This window comes from Marinagarivorans algicola, assembly GCF_001292705.1.
In the GTDB taxonomy this organism is placed as follows: domain Bacteria; phylum Pseudomonadota; class Gammaproteobacteria; order Pseudomonadales; family Cellvibrionaceae; genus Marinagarivorans; species Marinagarivorans algicola.
Genome location: NZ_LGAK01000062.1, coordinates 13231 through 29178, shown reverse-complemented (window position 1 = coordinate 29178; position 15948 = coordinate 13231). Strand labels below are relative to the sequence as shown.

Below are 15948 nucleotides of genomic sequence, written 5' to 3'. Positions count from 1 at the left end.
AAATGATTCATTAGCGCCCGATTTCCGGACCTCTGAATGGTTACTTTCTTTTTATTTCATACTGCTGTTCACCGGTCTCATAATTACCAAGGCAATAGCGCCCCGTCCCAGCTATAAAAACTACCAGTATTATCGGGTGTAACACGGTATAAAATGTTAATTAACTGCTTTGCCGTGCGTTCTGGGGTAAACAACTTCCCTTCGGGAACATTTTTTTGAAAAGGCTCAGATAAATGTGAATCGGTAGTGCCTGGGTGCAGTGCGAGTACGCAGGTTTTTTTGTTCTTATGGGCTAGCTCAATGGCTATTGTTTTAATCATCATATTTAAACAGGCTTTACTGGCGCGGTAGCTATACCAACCGCCTTGACGATTGTCTTCTATGCTACCTACTTTGGCTGATATAGCCGCAAAAATGCAGGAGTTCTTTTTTTCGAATAATGATGTAAGGTGCTTAGCCGCATAGACAGTAGGTAGCACGTTGTGTTCGAGCACTTGTGTAAATGTTTGAGTGTTAAAATCTAATAAACGTTTCTCAGGGAATATACCTTTATCTTTATCGTGCAAAATACCAATGGTATTGATAATCCAATCTATCGATCCTACAGTTGAAAGAATGTTGTCTTTTAGAGTGATAAACTCATCTTCGTGCAGAGCGTTGAGCGACATGCTGGTTAAGCGTGGGTGTTGAAAAGAGGGCGGATTACGATGATAGGTAATGATGCAATGTGCACCTGTATTATGTGTAAGAATAACTTGGGCTAAGGCATTGCCAATGGCACCGCTTCCCAAAATTATGACTTTTAGAGGTGTCTGGTGAGTTTCTTTTTTACTGGTAGTCATTCATTTTACCGTAAAGTTTTTGGTAGCGATACTTAGCCCATCGTGTATAAATACGCGTGGCAATAGGATATATCACGGGTAAGGAAAAAAACGCTGCTAATCGAGCAGCGCCACTATTTCGCCACATGTAAATATTGGCATCTAACCCGATTAGTGTTTGACCCGTACGGGTAATGACATGTAATTGCTGCAATAACAGATGTCTAGGCTTAGGCAGTTCGGTATGGGTGTGAGCATCAATAAATTGCAGTGAACAGGTTTTTGTTTTCAGTTGGGTAATTTCTTTATTACATAAAGGACACTGACCGTCATAGTAAACCGTACCACTTGGCTGCTGGTTCATGTTATGCACTTTTGGCGATGGGGTGATTTTCTTGGTACCAGTAAAGCGGCTGTCGATAACTGCCTTCACCAGAAGGTAAACCAATCATTTCATCGTATGCGGTATTGTGCTCAAGCCATACATTGACTGGTATGAGTGCTGCAAAATACTCACGAATGTGCGCTAGGCTGTGAAAGCGCATATTCGCTTTGTAAGTTAATCCGTGTCGATGGCATAGGGCTCGCAGCCAGCGCTCGCTATGGGCTTCATCGGTGAGTTTGGCAATATAAAAACCACCTTCGCACGCTTGAATGACTAAGTTCATAAAATTACCTAATAGTGTAAAGCCTGAAGTGTCATGGTGGCCGTATCAATGTGCATGAAGGGCCGATGAATGTCGCAGCTTGGCCTAGTGTGATGAGCTTAGGCGATACGGTGATGCGCTGTGAACAATTGATGTTACGTTGAGCAAAAAATCTTGGATGAGTGGAGTGGGTATGAGTGATTTAATAAATCCTAAAGACGTGGTTAAAGCCTATCAAGTCATTCGTGATAAAGGCGTGCGCGAGGAGGCAGGATACCGTTATAAGGGGTTGCTCGCTGAAAATGATGTAGACGGGTACACTGTTTTTGTTAATGATGGCCAAGTGAGTATGGCGGTTTATTATCATTACAAATATCATTTAGATTATGCTGATACTCAGCAGCTAGAGCGTTTTAAATTAAAAATTGATGAGTTGTTATTCGAGGCAGAATAGGCCAATGGGTTATAGTCAAAAAAGGCACGATACGGGGTTTTAAGGCGATATTTAAAAATGGCTTTACAGGCGCACACCTGCAAAGCACTTGAGTTAAGGTGTGCTTCTTAACCGACGGATGACGCTTTCAGTGTCAGGTATAACACCTCGCCATAACTTAAACGACTCGGCTGCTTGGCCCACTAGCATACCTAAGCCGTCAGCCGCCAAGTTGACACCATTAATTTGGGCCCACTCTAAAAAAGGCGTGAGGGTTGCACCATACATCATGTCGTAAGCCCCTGTGGTATTTTTATTGGCAAAAATACTGGCTGTTACAGGTGGCAGGTCGCCATTTAAACTGGCCGAAGTGCCATTAATGACAGTATCAAAACCCGTTAAATACTGGGTTTGAGTTAATGCAATAAAGGCGCAGGCGCTAATATTTCCGTAGGGTTTAAAGGTCTCTGCCAGTTGTTGTGCTTTGCTTAAGGTGCGGTTGGCAATAACAACTTCATAAGGTTGCTCGGCTAAAAGAGGCTCTAGTACACCGCGTACAGCCCCGCCTGCGCCCAGCACTAAGACGCGTGCATTGCGTAATTTGAAGTGATGTTTTTTTAAATCATTGACTAGGCCTAGGCCATCGGTGGTGTCGCCTAAAATACTGCCGTCGGCTTGCATCGACAAAGTATTTACGGCGCCCGCAAGCTGTGCCCTTTGTGTTAAGGCGGTCGCAAAATTAAACGCTTCCTCTTTAAAAGGCACGGTAATATTTAAACCTTTACCCCCTTGAGTAAAAAAGGCATTGACGTCCTTTTTAAAATCACCACGCGCGATCAGTTGTTGGGTATAACGCATGGCTTGATTCGTTTGCTTGGCAAACGCAGTATGAATAATAGGCGATTTTGAGTGCTCGATGGGGTTACCCACTACAGCGTATTGATCAATGGCCTTATTCTTTTTTATGTTGCCTAAGGCAGCATCATTCATCACTTACACCCACTCCCGTGGTTGTAAAAAATGGTCGTATAGCTTGGCTTCTGGTGTGTTGGGCTCTGGGTGCCAGTCATACTCCCATCGTACTAACGGCGGTAATGACATTAAAATAGATTCAGTGCGGCCACCGGTTTGTAAACCAAATAATGTCCCGCGGTCAAAGACCAAATTAAATTCTACATAGCGACCGCGGCGGTATAACTGAAAGTGTCGCTCGCGCTCGCCGTACTCTATGGCTTTACGCTTTTCTACAATGGGCACGTAAGCTTGGGTAAAGCTATTGCCCACAGCTTGCATAAAAGCAAAGGCTTGTTTGAAATCGGGCGTATTTAAATCATCAAAAAATAAACCACCTACACCGCGCGGCTCATTACGATGCTTAAGATGAAAGTATTCATCACACCATTTTTTGTATTTAGGATAAACGTCTTCACCAAAAGGTGTACAAGCGTCTTTGGCGGTTTGGTGCCAATGTTGGCAATCTTCGTCATTGCCATAATAAGGGGTTAAATCGTAGCCGCCACCAAACCACCACACGGGCTCAGCGCCTTCTTTTTCCGCAATAAAAAAGCGTACGTTAGCATGGCTAGTGGGTATGTATGGGTTGTGTGGGTGAATTACCAAAGAGACACCCATTGCCTCAAATTTGCGGCCTGCAAGCTCTGGCCGATGGGCAGTGGCAGAGGCAGGCATTTGCTCACCCGTCACGTGTGAAAAATTAACACCGCCTTTTTCAATGACATCACCGTCGGTTAATACGCGCGAGCGACCACCACCGCCTTCTGCACGGGTCCAGCTGTCTTCTACAAACTCACCTTTACCATCGGCTGCAGCCAGGTCGCGGCAGATGTTGTCTTGCAGTTGTAGTAAAAAGGCTTTTACGGCTTCTTTATTGGGGGCTGTCATAGCAGGTCCTTAAGGTCTGGGTTTGGCTGGCAGTTACATTCCCAGCACATGAATAGAATGAATATTTTATGAGGCACGAATAATATCGCCGGTCAGCAAATGCTGGATTTTACTGGGTTTAGCAGCCTTGCCTACTGATCCAGGACAATAATGCAAAGTATGCCCAAAACGATTGTGCGTAAAATAGCTGCGGGCTTTGAGCTGCGTTTTGGCTTCGGGTAAGCCCTGCGGATTAGCCGAGGTAGAGACAATAGGCCCGCCAAAACGATGACAAAGCGCTTGCACAGTGGGATGCGCGCTGACGCGAACGGCAACAGTATCAAAGTGGCCATGAATAAAGTGCGGCACACGATGATTATGGGGTACTAACCAGGTGTGCGGGCCCGGCCAGGTGCGGCGCAGCTGCTTGAGGTGTTCATTATTTAAACCCTTTAATAAAAATGCGACCTGCTCAATATGGCCGGCAATTAAAATAACGCCTTTGCCCACATCACGGTTTTTAAGTTGCAAAATAGTATTGACTGCTTGCTCGTTAAAAGGGTCACAGCCGAGCCCCCATACAGCCTCGGTAGGGTATGCCAGTACAGCGCCTGCTGTTAATGCAAGTGCATGCTGATGAAGATAAGGGTTGGCTAGGTGAGTATTGGCTATTAAAGGGCGCATATAAAGCATCACAAGAGGTAAAGACTTAAGTTACCGTAAAGCGCTGCGCCCGACAAGTATGCACAGATAACTATTCAGCCAAGCTGCCAAACTGAATCTGTAAGGTGCTGATGGAGTGTTTTTGGGTATTTAAGTGAGAGATAAGGGGGATTGGGCATCCAGAAAGAAGCGAGACTTCATACCTGCACCATGGGTGTAGTTACCGAGCTTGTACATATAGGCAGTGCTGTCACCGGTTTGATCAAGAGATAAGAGCATAAATTCTTACCTCTATTGTTGGCCACTGTTGTTAATCAATGTAGCCTTTTTTTTTCATTTCTTTTTCGCTTAAATACTCTTTAAACACTAAGGTAATACCTAAGGCGATAACAAAAAATGCAATGATGGTGATCAGTAATTTAGTAAAAAGCGCAGCGTCAAAAGGTTCAATCCATAATTGAACTAAAGAGAGAACAATACCCAGTATAAATAGCGCTGTACAAATAATTGAACCGTATTTCATTGCTCTCGACCCAATATCACAACATAGGCTTCTCTTTTCCATAACAGCAACATCCTACGGATATCTTTTTCCATAGTTTGTACTCGCCATCCTTGTTCAGCATTCGCATTCAAAAAATCGGTAAACCTGAGGGGGTTAACCTTTGAGCCCCCTAATAATAAGGATCCCAGCATTCCTTCTTGATAAATGACAACTTTATATTTCATTGCTACACTCCTGAGTCTTGTTGATTAATTCTATTATTGTAAACTTTTTAATCAAAGGTTCCACTGACTTGTGGGTAAGAGGTTATATTCAACAGATATCATCGATTACACCGTTAATGGGTGGTGGATAGGTGGTACTGTGCAAGCTAAAGCGATTAGTTGGGTGTTTTTAAGCGAGAATAACCGTATAAGGCTAGCCATGCCGTGATGCCTAGAGTGATGCCTGCAACGCCTTCAAATACAAAGCCGTGAAGCCCAAAATGACGCCATAAATAAGCGCCACTTAAACCGGCAAGAACCATGATAATACTGGTAAGCTGCGATGGTTTAGCGCCTAAACATAATATAATTAATAACGGTACAAAAGCACTGCCAAGGCCCGACCAGGCCATAATCACTAGGTTAAAAACGCTATTGTTGGCTGTGAGCGCTAATATTAACGCCAATACGGTTAACAAAACGGTTGTTATTTTTAGCCAAAATGTGCTTTTTGCACTTTTGGGCATGAGCTTTAAATCATTAGTGACAGCGCTTGAGCAATTGAGCAGTAGTGAGTCAGCGGTTGACATGGTGGCGGCAAAAATACCCGCTAACACTAAGCCGACTAAAGCCGGTGGTAGCAAGTGTGTCGCCATTGTGGGTAAGGCTAGCTCAGGATCAAACGCGCCAGTGTCTGTAATATATAAGCGTGCAAGCAAGCCGACAGCGGTGGCCATACAGTAAAAGGCAACAAACCAGCTGTAATACCATATTTTGGCTTGTCGCATATTCCGAGTGTTATTGAGTGTCATGAAACGAACCATAATATGCGGTTGCCCTGCCACGCAAAATCCAGCAACCGTCCAACCCAAAATAAATAAAACAATACCACTCCAGCCGTCGGGTGCAGTGTCTTTAGGCGCTAGCTGCATAAAATGATCGATTGCGTGCATATTGGTGAGAGTGGCTTTTATGCCGCCTAGCTCATAAACACCGACAAACAATAGCAGCATCATGGCAATAATCATCACAACACTTTGGGCAGCATCAGTCCAAATGGAGGCGCGAATACCGCCAGCCATACAATAGAGTGCAACCATAATGCTGCCTATAACCGCGCCGGACCATAGCGGCCAGTCTAATAAAACATGCAGCGCTTTGCTGCCTGCCAGTAGCTGTGCAGAGGCATAAATTAATAAAAACGCAAGTGAAATAAGAGCAATCACTTTTTGTAGAATGGGTTGGTTTTGGCCTTGCCATGCGCTCAGTAGCTGGCTGTAACTCATCGCTTGTGTTTGATCGGTGGCTTTGCGTATGCGTGAATACATATAAACCGATGCTAAAAAATCACCCAAAATCCATCCACACATTAGCCAAATAGCACTTAGGCCGACGGTATAGGTATAGCCAATGACCCCAATAAACATATAACCGCTATTATTGGTTGCTACCGCACTTAAGCCCACTAAGCTCGGTGATACCGTATTGCTGGCAAGATAATAATCGTGTTTTGTGCCTTGGCTTTTACGACTAGAGAGTAAGCCAATAGCGACAAAAGCGAATAAAAGAAAACAAAAAGAAATTAACATTGATTGCTCGATGAGTAGATTTTTGTAGACCTTGCAGGTTATCAGCTAAGCATTACCGGCAAGGCGGCGTTTATATCTTACCGGGGCTTGATAGATCAAATGTCATACCCACCTCAAGGCGTAGCGCTAATGAGACGTTGAAAAGGTTCGAAATTCTTAAGGCTTTGCAGCGCTGGATCTGTTTGCAACTCGTTGCGGTAGCTTTCGTTTTTGGCAATCGCTTTATGTAAAAACTGCACAGCTTCATCAGGGTTGTTCAGTGCGGCATATGAACAACCTAGCTGATAAAAAGCATGGCTATTTTGCGGGTCTATCTCTAGTGCCTGATGGCATAAATTAGCGGCCCACTGAGGCTCATCTAACTCCAATACCGTATCCGCTTTATAAGTCAGAGCTTCGCAGTCATCACTGCGCAATTGTAATATTTTATCGTAAATAATGATTTTACTTGAGGGGGCGGACTCTTGTTGTGCTCGCAGCCATAAGGACTGCACCTCTTGGGTGAGTTCTATTTCTTTACGGTTTGCCTGAATATGTGCGGTTTTTTTCTGTATCTCACTTTCGATGGTCTCTAAGCGCTTTTCATATTGCTGAACCAAGCGTGATATTTCCTCGTCGGCGAGTGAGTGAACGCGCTCTTTGATCTCGCGAATAGAGGTCCAACCGATTAAGACTAAAATTGACGTGGCAGCAGCAATTAAGTAGAAAAAGTAAGAGACGGTATCGGTCGCATAAGCAACAGCGCGATCAACAGAGCGGTGCTCACGATCAACAATTTGTTGAATTAATTCGTTTTTAGTTTGAGCCTGATCAATGCGCAGTTGTTTCATCTCATCGAGTATATAGCGCTCTATAAAGGGATTATACAGCGGTTCGCTGAGTGTCTTGGCGGTTTCTTGTGCAGATTGCGCTGTGATTTTGTCCGAAGAGGGTGGCGTTTGTGCCATGGCAGGCAGACAAAAAAGAAAAATCAGCGCAGTGAAGCACTGCGCTGATTTTTGAGTAAGCAAGCGTGTGAGGTTGCTTTTTAGGAGGCTAGGCATATTGCGCGTCCGTGATCGTGTACTTCTACTAAGGCTTGATGCAAGCTTTGAATGGTTTGATTGTAATCATTTTCGTTAACAACTAGCTGCATGTCAACTTGGCGTATGGATTGGTGTATTGCTAAGATATTGATATTATTTTTAGCGACTGACTGTACCGCTTGAGCGAGCATACCAGGTGCCTGCATATCGCTACCAATTGCTGAAACGATGGCGACTTTTTGTTGATTGACTTCACCCTCGGGGAATAATCGCTCTAGCTCCGAGCGCATGCGTTTCATGGTTTTTAAATTGGTTGATAAATAATGTGTGATTGTATTGGCGTTAGTATCTTTAGAGATTACATCGGCTTTAAAGCGTTTGATAATAGCGATGACCTGAGTGTCATAATCATGATACTTGCCAGCCATATCTTGATCAAATAGCTCTAATGCATAAACACCCTTGCGCCCGGCAATAATTTCTACACATGGCTTGTTACTAACGTAATCTCCGGTAATTAGCGTACCGGCGTGCTCAGGTTCAAAGGTGTTTTTGATGCGCAAAGGGATATTGTTTTGGCGCAAACCTTTTGCCGCTTTAGGGTGAATCGCTTCCATGCCTAAATTAGCAAGTTGGTCGGCAACATCGTAATTGGTGCGCCCAATGGGTACGGCTTTGTCTTCACCAACAACACGAGGATCGGCACTACTTAGGTGAAACTCTTTATGAATAACCGCTTCGCTAGCTCCAGTAATCACCGCTAGGCGACTAAAAGTCATCTCGCTGTAGCCACGGTCAAATGACGACATTAAGCCGTTTTGACAGTGTGCATAGCCTGTCACGATCGGAAGCTCTGTGTTTAAATCGATATCGCTGAAAGCTTGTCGAATACGCTCATCTAAAGGTAGGTGCTTATTTGAGCGCCAAGCGGTTAAGTCTACAAAGCGCGCGTTGATGCCATCACGCTTTAATAATGTAGCAGTATTCCAAGCGCTGTGCGCCTCGCCAATACTCGCAAGCATTTCGCGCACTGTATCCAAATGTAAGGCGAGGGAAAAATGCCCATGTTTACACAAACTATGCAAGTCGAGAAGGCACTGCTTAGCATCATTTAAGCGTTCGTCAATAAAAATGTTGGCCTTTTGCAAGGCAATATCACTGTCAAAAAAGCTGGCATTAATAGAGTGAAGTTCATGGCGCAATGCCTCAAGACTATGTAACCAGCTGCTATCTTCTAGGCTATTGGCAAATTGCCCATACACACCAGGTGCGCCATTTTTTTTGTGCTCTAATAGTTTATCGGTAATACCGCCATAAGCCGACACGACAAAAACACGCTGATAAGGCCCCGTTCCACTTTGTGGTTTCAGGATAATGTTATCGCGAATGGCCGAATAATGGCTCATCGATGTGCCACCAATTTTTTCTATGGTGTGATGTGTTTGTGGCTGTGTGGCTGGCATTAAATCTCCCCGGCACTCAGTTCATAGGCACCTTCGGCGTTGTGTACTTCGCGTCCGGTCAGCGGCGGGTTAAAAACACAGGCCATGCTCATTTCTTCAAAGGCTCTTAAAATATGTTTGTCATTATTATTTAAAACATACAGAGTGCCTGGGCTGATGGGGTATTTTTTGCCATCTTCAAGGTTTTCAATCTCACCGGTACCACTAATGCAGTATACCGATTCTAAGTGATTCTGATAATGCATTTGGAAATCGGCGCCTTTATAAATGGTCGTAATATGGAATGAAAACCCCATATTATCTTCTTTAAGGATAAGGCGTGTACTGTCCCAATTGTTTTTAGGGTCGACAATTTTACGACCTTGTTCTTGTGCTGACTTTAAATCTCTAACTATCATATTTAAGCTCTTTTACTCATCAATCAGTGTGTTAACCCGTAGGCGTGAGGGATTAGCTGGCAAGTTTAACATCGTCAAAATAATCATCACTTTCTGGGATGTTATCTTCTTTGGCACAAATGTCATGAATAGCGGCTTCGACAATATCAATACCTTTATTAAGATTCGCTTCGCTAATAATCAAGGGGCATAAAAATTTAACGACTTGATCGTCAGCGCCGCTGGTTTCAATCATGAGACCATTTTGAAAACATTTGCGAGTAATTTTACCGGCAATATCACCGTTGACGCAGTTAATGCCACGCATCATACCGCGGCCTGATGTTACAAAATTACCTTCGCCGTAGGCATCGGCAATTTTATTAAGACGCTTCTCAATAATTTGGCCTTTATGTATAACGCTCTTGCTGAATTTGTCATCACTCCAAAAGTGATTGATGGCAGCTGTTGCTGTAATAAAGGCCAAATTATTACCGCGGAAGGTACCGTTATGCTCGCCTGGTTTCCAGTGATCGAGTTCGGGCTTCATTAATACAACGGCAAAAGGTAAACCGTAACCACTGAGTGATTTCGATAAGGTGATGATATCTGGCTTAATTCCTGCCTCTTCAAAACTAAAAAAGCTACCAGTGCGGCCACAGCCAGCTTGAATATCATCGACAATCAATAAAATTTTATGTCGGTTGCAAATATCAGCTAAAGCGCGTAGCCATTGGGCACTGGCAACATTAATTCCGCCTTCGCCTTGTACGCATTCAACAATTACCGCGGCAGGCTTATCAATGCCACTGCTAGAGTCGTTGAGTACTTTTTCGAGGTAAGCGGTTGTGCACACATCTTCACCTAAATAGCCGTCAAATGGCATGCGCGTAACACCGCCTAAGCTGGTGCCCGCTGCACCGCGATGATGTGAATTACCTGTGGTCGCTAGCGCGCCCAAACTTACGCCATGAAAACCGTTAGTAAAGGCAATAACGTTTTCACGACCGGTTACATTGCGCGCTAATTTAAGGGCGGCCTCTACAGCATTTGTACCTGTGGGCCCTGTAAATTGCACCATGTAATCAAGGTCGCGGGGTTTTAAGATTTTATCGTTAAAGGTATTTAAAAAATCACCTTTCGCTTTTGTATGCATGTCTAAGCCGTGAGTAATGCCGTCGGCCTGAATATATTCTATGAGCTTTTCTTTGAATAGCGGGTGGTTATGACCGTAATTGAGTGTGCCTGCGCCAGCTAAAAAATCGAGATATTGGTTGCCGTCTTCGTCGTAAATATGCTCGCCTTCAGCGCGGTTGAAAATACGTGGAAATGAGCGGGCATAAGATTGAACTTCTGATTCAATTTCTTCAAAAATTTTCATAAAAACTCCGTTGAGTTACTGAAATATAAAGGTACACGCGGTGGTGGCGTACCTTATTAATGCGAATAAGGTTAATGCAAATAAAGCTAATGTAAGCTGTTAGTAAAAGCACGCATAAAGCGGATGCCAATACACCAAAGTTATGCAATAAAAGCGACAGTTTAGAGTGTAGGTGGCGGTTGCTTGTTTAGGGGCTCTACAGTGTTGGCTGTACAGGTAGCTGAGGAAATTGGGCCAATTCGAGCCAGTAGCTCGCTATCGTGTTGCCCAGCAAAATGTGTATCGCGCTCAAAGTGTGTATGACGCGTTAGCGGTGCATCGAGTTGCTTGGCGAGCTTGGTGAATAAAGCCCAAGAGCCTGCATTATCGCTAGTGATGGTGGTTTCTATTTGTTGTACGCCTTGGCAGCTTGGGCGGGCGAGTAACTGCAATAGCATTTGGCTGGCTAAACCACAGCCACGGGCGTCACTACTGACAGCCACTTGCCAAATAAATAATGTATGAGGTTGGTTAGGTAGCCTATAGCCACTAATAAAGCCAATAAGCTCACCGGCTCGTTTGGCGGTAATGCAGGTATCAGCAAAATGGCTGCATTGCAAAAGATTACAGTAACTGGAATTTGTATCGAGCGGGGGGCAGTGCTGCACGAGCGTATGTACAAGCATGCCATCTGTTACCTCCGGTCTATCAAAGACCGTTGCGGTATTCATTGCGAAGAAGAACCCTCTTTTTAAATGAAAAACAATGAGCGAGCAGCGCTAATATTTATACTTCTAAATGTCGGCGCTGTTAATTTTAGGTTTATAGCAGTAAATAACCTTAATTTGGGCTCAGTATAATGTTTAGAGCTGTAAGTATAGTACACTAAATAATATTTTTGTCTATAGCCTGTTTTTTGATCATATCGGGAATGTGATTGAGTTCTTAGAGCGCACACTCAAGTGCAGGTTAAAGCACAACCTGTATGCTGCTATTTTTTGTCGTGTTGCAGTGAATCTTGATATTTTTGTTTTTGAGTGTGTGACGCTATGGCGGCCCTATGCCGCTAAATAAGCTGTTTTTTTGACAATTTATGTGAGGTAGGCCGGTTATACGATGTATATAATGCTGGCCTTCAATTAATATTAGTAGATGTACAGTGACTTGCTAACAAAGCCACTGATGAGGAAGTGACATAATGAGCGACATAGAAAGTGTACTAGTAGCGTTGCGGCGAGTCATTCGAGCAACTGATTTGCACTCTAAGCATTTGGCCAAAACGACTGGCTTAACAGCACCACAAATACTCTTATTACAAACAGTGCGAGATAAGGGGCAGGTAACGATCGGTGAGTTAGCGGCTGAAATGAGCTTAAGCCAAGCGACGGTAACAACAATACTTGATCGCCTCGAAAAACGCGGTTTAGTCTTTAGGGAGCGCTCAACAGAAGATAAGCGAAAAGTGCATGCTTTTTTGACCAGCGAGGGGCAAAGCGTATTAGTAAAAGCGCCTATTCCTTTACAAGATCACTTTGCTCGTCAGTTTGCAAATTTGCAAGACTGGGAGAAAACTATGATCATTTCATCGTTGCAGCGTGTTGCGCATATGATGGACGCACAGCATATTGATGCAGCGCCGATGCTTGATGTGGGAGTATTAGACCGCCACGGTAGTGAGCCTGTGCAGGGTGAGGCGTATTTGAATGACGGCAATCATTAATTATGGTGGGTGTCGTCGTGTAGGTGTGAGCACAAGAATAGCCGTTAACGAGAGCGGTTTAGTATTGGTGATCGTTAACGGCTAGGTGCTAATCCTTAGGTATTAATATTTTAACCACTTGGGTGTCTTGTTTTTCTTGTTCGGTGACATTTACTCGGGTATCGAGCTCACGCGCTTGCGGCTTAAAGCGCATCTCGTCATTAAACCCGCAAGCTACGCATTCGCGATAGTCTTTGTCGTCCTTTTTGTACATCACAATACGGTCCATTGCACCGCACTTGGGGCACACCGCGCCAGCAATAAAGCGTTTTTTGGCTGTCATAATATAGTTATCTCGTTGTTTAGGTGGCAATACCGCTGTGGCGCAATAAGGCTTCGACGGAGGGTTCACGTCCGCGAAAGTTCTTAAACAAAACAGCAGCACTTTGACTGCCGCCTTTTGACAGTATTTCGTCTAAAAAGCGTTGACCTGTTGTGGTATCAAATAGGCTGGTTTCCTCAAAGGCAGCAAAAGCATCGGCAGATAACACTTCGGCCCAGAGGTAGCTGTAATAGCCTGCGGCGTAACCGCCGGCAAAAATATGCGTAAAGCTATTTTGAAAGCGATTGAAAGCCGGTGGTATAACCACGGCGACTTGTTGACGAATATTATCCAATACATTTTGCACGCTACTAAAGGTGTCGCTGCCATACTGTGCATGCAAGGTGATATCAAAGAGTGCAAATTCAATTTGACGTACTAAAAACATGCCTGATTGAAAATTTTTGGCGGCTAACATTTTGGCGATTAACGCATCAGGCAATGCAGCACCAGAATCTACATGAGCCGATAAGGATTTAAGCACGTTAGGTTGCCAGCACCAATTTTCCATAAATTGGCTGGGTAGTTCTACTGCGTCCCACTCTACGCCGTTAATACCGCTCACCGCTGCAACCTCTACTTGTGTCAGCATATGGTGCAAGCCATGGCCAAATTCGTGGAATAAGGTGGTGACATCAGAATGGGTCAATAGTGCGGGCTTACCGGCTACAGGTCCATTAAAATTACATACTAAAAAGGCCACAGGTAGCTGTAAGCCTTCAGGTGTTTGGCGGCGTACGCGGCAATCGTCCATCCAAGCGCCACCGCGTTTTCCTTCGCGGGTATACAAGTCAAAATAAAAGGCGGCTATTTTTTGGGGTGTACCACTGGCGTCGGGTTTACTGATTTCAAAATAGCGTGCATCATCGTGCCATAAGTCATCGCGGCCAACTTCCTTGATGGTGATACCATAGAGTTTATTGGCGACATCAAATAGACCAGCAATAACTTTAGGCAGTGTAAAGTATTGGCGAATTTCCTCGGAGGAAACGGCATATTTTTTTTGGCGAAGTTTTTCGCTGTAATAGCTGATATCCCAGTGCTGTAAGTCGGTGATGTTGTATTCACTTTGCACCCACGCCTTGAGCTCGGCTAAATCTTTTTGTGCAGCTGGTTTTGCTTTGGCGGCCATATCTTGCAAAAAGGTAATAACCTGTTCTGGGCTTTGGGCCATTTTGGTTGCGAGTGAGAGTTCGCTGTAGTGCTTAAAGCCTAGTAGTGCAGCTAGCTCTTGCCTGAGTGTCAAAATACTTTCGAGTAAGTCGGCGTTATTCCATTGCCCAGCTGTAGGGCCTTGATCGGACGCTCGGGTACCGTAAGCCTGGTACAGTGCATGGCGTAGCTCGCGGTTATCAGCGTAGGTCATAACAGCCATATATACCGGGCCATCGAGTGTTAATACATAACCTGTTTTGCCTTTTTTTGTGGCTGCGCTTTGGGCGGCTGCAATAATCGACTCAGGTAGGCCCTGCAAGTCGTCGAGCTCCTGAGTGTGATAAAACCAGCCTTGAGTGGCATCTAAAACGTTGTTGCTAAATTGGCTAGTCAGCTTTGAAAGCTCCGCTTGTATGTCGCCATAGCGTTGTTGCTTGTCTTTGGGCAGGTCAATGCCACTTAATTTAAAATCTCTTAGGGCATGCTCGATGGCAGTTTGCTGTGCTTGGCTTAGCTTGGCAAAGTCTTTGCTGTCTTTGAGTTGTTGATACGCTTGATATAAATCTTGGTTTTGCCCCAAGGCGGTATAGTAAGGGCTTAATAGCGCGAGTGCTTTTTCGTGGGCTTCACGTAGCTCGGGCGTATTGCATACTAGATTTAAATGACCCACCGGCGCCCAAGCTTGAGCCAGTGTGTCACCGTCGGCTTCAAGTGGCGCGATTAAATTTTGCCATGTGGGTGTCTCTAAGTTTTTAAGGCGTTGCGCTAGTGCTGTAAGGTTATTTTGTGTAAGCGCTTCAACAGCTGGCACAATATGCTCAGGTGTGATGGCGCTAAAAGGGGGAAGAGGGTGTTGTTGCAATAATGGGTTAGACATATCAAGCCTTCAAGTTAATGTCGCGGATAAATACGCTTTGGGTGTTTTGTGCATTTTCATGAATACTCAATATTCATGAGTGGGGCAGGTAAAAAGTACACAATAGATCACGGCTCAGCTAGGCCGATAATTATGTCGAATAACATCCTAATTGTGGCCACTTTGAGAGGTTACCTGATAGGGTTGTTGTAGCCTATATAAGGGCGTTTTTTAGAGATACGAGAGGGGAGCGCTATTTGTGTATTTAGAGTATGTCTTGTATCGATGTGTAGCCCAGCACAGTAGCGACATAGCATAACGGGCAAGAACGCTAAACCCCAATATTAAACGGTAAACGGCGTGCTAAAGCTCAGCGCTAATCACAGCCTCAGCGAGTACGGCAACCAGCTCGGTTTCGTCGATGGGTTTAGTGAGCAAGCCGGTAACACCGCTTTGCATAATAGCGTTGTGCTCGGATTGTAAGGCGTGAGCGGTCAAGGCAAAAATAGGTAGCTGTGTTAGCCCTAGGTGTTGCCTGATATTTTGCGTGGCTTGCTTGCCATCCATACCCGGTAGCGAGATATCCATCAATACGGCGATATAGCGATGGTTTTTGAGTAGCTCAAGCCCTTCTTCTGCACTGCCTGCGCAGGTCACCTCATACTTTTCATCTTCGAGTATCCAAGTGACGAGCTGCTGATTGTCTGGGTGATCCTCTACTACTAATACATGCCCCTTGCTCATCGTAAGCTCCTGTTTGATGATGGTTAAAGTATAGGCATAGGTTGTGATTGTGTCGTATAAATAACATTTTTTTAGCCACTATATTGGCGATACCGAAATGAAGCACAAATCAAGCATTGACTGGGCTGTTCAAGCTATCGCTTAG

The 15948-nt window shown here is 44.6% G+C and carries 20 protein-coding genes; 2 read left to right on the top strand and 18 right to left on the bottom strand.

The features are described 5' to 3' along the window. Window positions 1–83: 83 nt before the first annotated feature. Genes AC438_RS15135 through AC438_RS15125 form a run of 3 tightly spaced genes read right to left on the bottom strand, consistent with a single transcriptional unit; the run spans window position 84 to window position 1489 of the window. A complete protein-coding gene (locus AC438_RS15135; protein ID WP_053982101.1) occupies window positions 84–842 on the bottom strand; it encodes an SDR family NAD(P)-dependent oxidoreductase in 759 nt (252 codons plus the stop codon). Further along, window positions 829–1185 (bottom strand): thiol-disulfide oxidoreductase DCC family protein, encoded by a 357-nt coding sequence (locus tag AC438_RS15130; RefSeq protein WP_053982100.1) that lies wholly within the window; start codon window positions 1183–1185, stop codon window positions 829–831. The genes AC438_RS15135 and AC438_RS15130 overlap by 14 nt, the downstream gene beginning before the upstream one ends. 1 nt (window position 1186) lies before the next feature. Then, the gene (locus tag AC438_RS15125; RefSeq protein WP_053982099.1) at window positions 1187–1489 is read right to left on the bottom strand and encodes a DUF6482 family protein; all 303 of its coding nucleotides are present in this window, start codon (window positions 1487–1489) and stop codon (window positions 1187–1189) included. Between the two features lie 172 nt (window positions 1490–1661). Between AC438_RS15125 and AC438_RS15120 the strand changes: the two genes are divergently transcribed. Further along, window positions 1662–1922: a DUF3081 family protein gene (locus AC438_RS15120; RefSeq protein ID WP_053982098.1), complete on the top strand. Its 261-nt coding sequence runs from the start codon at window positions 1662–1664 to the stop codon at window positions 1920–1922. 93 nt (window positions 1923–2015) lie between these two features. Here the strand turns inward: AC438_RS15120 and aroE are convergent, their stop codons facing one another. The 12 genes from aroE to ectA all read right to left on the bottom strand — a co-directional run bounded on the left by aroE (window position 2016) and on the right by ectA (window position 11698). After that, window positions 2016–2891 carry a shikimate dehydrogenase gene (gene aroE, locus AC438_RS15115; protein ID WP_053982097.1) on the bottom strand — a complete coding sequence of 292 codons (876 nt, stop codon included), beginning with the start codon at window positions 2889–2891 and terminating at the stop codon, window positions 2016–2018. Window positions 2892–2894: 3 nt separating this feature from the next. Continuing rightward, window positions 2895–3803 carry an oxygen-dependent coproporphyrinogen oxidase gene (gene hemF / locus AC438_RS15110; protein WP_053982096.1) on the bottom strand — a complete coding sequence of 303 codons (909 nt, stop codon included), beginning with the start codon at window positions 3801–3803 and terminating at the stop codon, window positions 2895–2897. 66 nt (window positions 3804–3869) lie between these two features. After that, entirely contained in the window at window positions 3870–4466 is a 597-nt protein-coding gene (gene tsaC / locus AC438_RS15105; RefSeq protein ID WP_053982095.1) for an L-threonylcarbamoyladenylate synthase type 1 TsaC, read from the bottom strand. Between the two features lie 129 nt (window positions 4467–4595). Continuing rightward, window positions 4596–4724, bottom strand: a complete 129-nt coding sequence (locus AC438_RS17380) for a hypothetical protein (RefSeq protein ID WP_274377623.1) — start codon at window positions 4722–4724, stop codon at window positions 4596–4598. A gap of 31 nt (window positions 4725–4755) precedes the next feature. After that, entirely contained in the window at window positions 4756–4968 is a 213-nt protein-coding gene (locus AC438_RS15100; RefSeq protein ID WP_053982094.1) for a hypothetical protein, read from the bottom strand. Next, the gene (locus AC438_RS15095) at window positions 4965–5174 is read right to left on the bottom strand and encodes a DUF4177 domain-containing protein (protein WP_053982093.1); all 210 of its coding nucleotides are present in this window, start codon (window positions 5172–5174) and stop codon (window positions 4965–4967) included. Before AC438_RS15095 ends, AC438_RS15100 begins: the two co-directional genes overlap by 4 nt. Window positions 5175–5329: 155 nt before the next feature. Beyond that, window positions 5330–6742 carry a sodium/proline symporter gene (locus AC438_RS15090; RefSeq protein WP_053982092.1) on the bottom strand — a complete coding sequence of 471 codons (1413 nt, stop codon included), beginning with the start codon at window positions 6740–6742 and terminating at the stop codon, window positions 5330–5332. A 113-nt stretch (window positions 6743–6855) separates the two neighbouring features. Next, window positions 6856–7785, bottom strand: a complete 930-nt coding sequence (locus AC438_RS15085; RefSeq protein WP_053982091.1) for a TPR end-of-group domain-containing protein — start codon at window positions 7783–7785, stop codon at window positions 6856–6858. Further along, entirely contained in the window at window positions 7770–9230 is a 1461-nt protein-coding gene (locus AC438_RS15080; protein WP_053982090.1) for an aspartate kinase, read from the bottom strand. Before AC438_RS15080 ends, AC438_RS15085 begins: the two co-directional genes overlap by 16 nt. Beyond that, on the bottom strand, window positions 9230–9628 hold the full coding sequence (locus AC438_RS15075; protein ID WP_053982089.1) for an ectoine synthase: 399 nt from the start codon (window positions 9626–9628) through the stop codon (window positions 9230–9232). The genes AC438_RS15080 and AC438_RS15075 overlap by 1 nt, the downstream gene beginning before the upstream one ends. Before the next feature lie 52 nt (window positions 9629–9680). Continuing rightward, window positions 9681–10988 carry a diaminobutyrate--2-oxoglutarate transaminase gene (gene ectB / locus AC438_RS15070; RefSeq protein WP_053982088.1) on the bottom strand — a complete coding sequence of 436 codons (1308 nt, stop codon included), beginning with the start codon at window positions 10986–10988 and terminating at the stop codon, window positions 9681–9683. A 161-nt stretch (window positions 10989–11149) separates the two neighbouring features. Further along, window positions 11150–11698 (bottom strand): diaminobutyrate acetyltransferase, encoded by a 549-nt coding sequence (gene ectA / locus AC438_RS15065; protein WP_053982087.1) that lies wholly within the window; start codon window positions 11696–11698, stop codon window positions 11150–11152. Between the two features lie 467 nt (window positions 11699–12165). Here ectA and AC438_RS15060 point away from each other — a divergent pair, with 467 nt between their 5' ends. Beyond that, window positions 12166–12687, top strand: coding sequence for a MarR family winged helix-turn-helix transcriptional regulator (locus AC438_RS15060; RefSeq protein ID WP_053982086.1), 522 nt, complete (start codon window positions 12166–12168; stop codon window positions 12685–12687). Window positions 12688–12775: 88 nt separating this feature from the next. Here the strand turns inward: AC438_RS15060 and AC438_RS15055 are convergent, their stop codons facing one another. The 3 genes from AC438_RS15055 to AC438_RS15045 form a co-directional block, all read right to left on the bottom strand. After that, entirely contained in the window at window positions 12776–13009 is a 234-nt protein-coding gene (locus AC438_RS15055) for a YheV family putative zinc ribbon protein (protein ID WP_053982085.1), read from the bottom strand. Between the two features lie 19 nt (window positions 13010–13028). Then, window positions 13029–15080 carry an oligopeptidase A gene (gene prlC / locus AC438_RS15050; protein WP_053982084.1) on the bottom strand — a complete coding sequence of 684 codons (2052 nt, stop codon included), beginning with the start codon at window positions 15078–15080 and terminating at the stop codon, window positions 13029–13031. 342 nt (window positions 15081–15422) lie between these two features. Next, window positions 15423–15803 carry a response regulator gene (locus tag AC438_RS15045; RefSeq protein ID WP_053982083.1) on the bottom strand — a complete coding sequence of 127 codons (381 nt, stop codon included), beginning with the start codon at window positions 15801–15803 and terminating at the stop codon, window positions 15423–15425. Window positions 15804–15948: the final 145 nt, after the last annotated feature.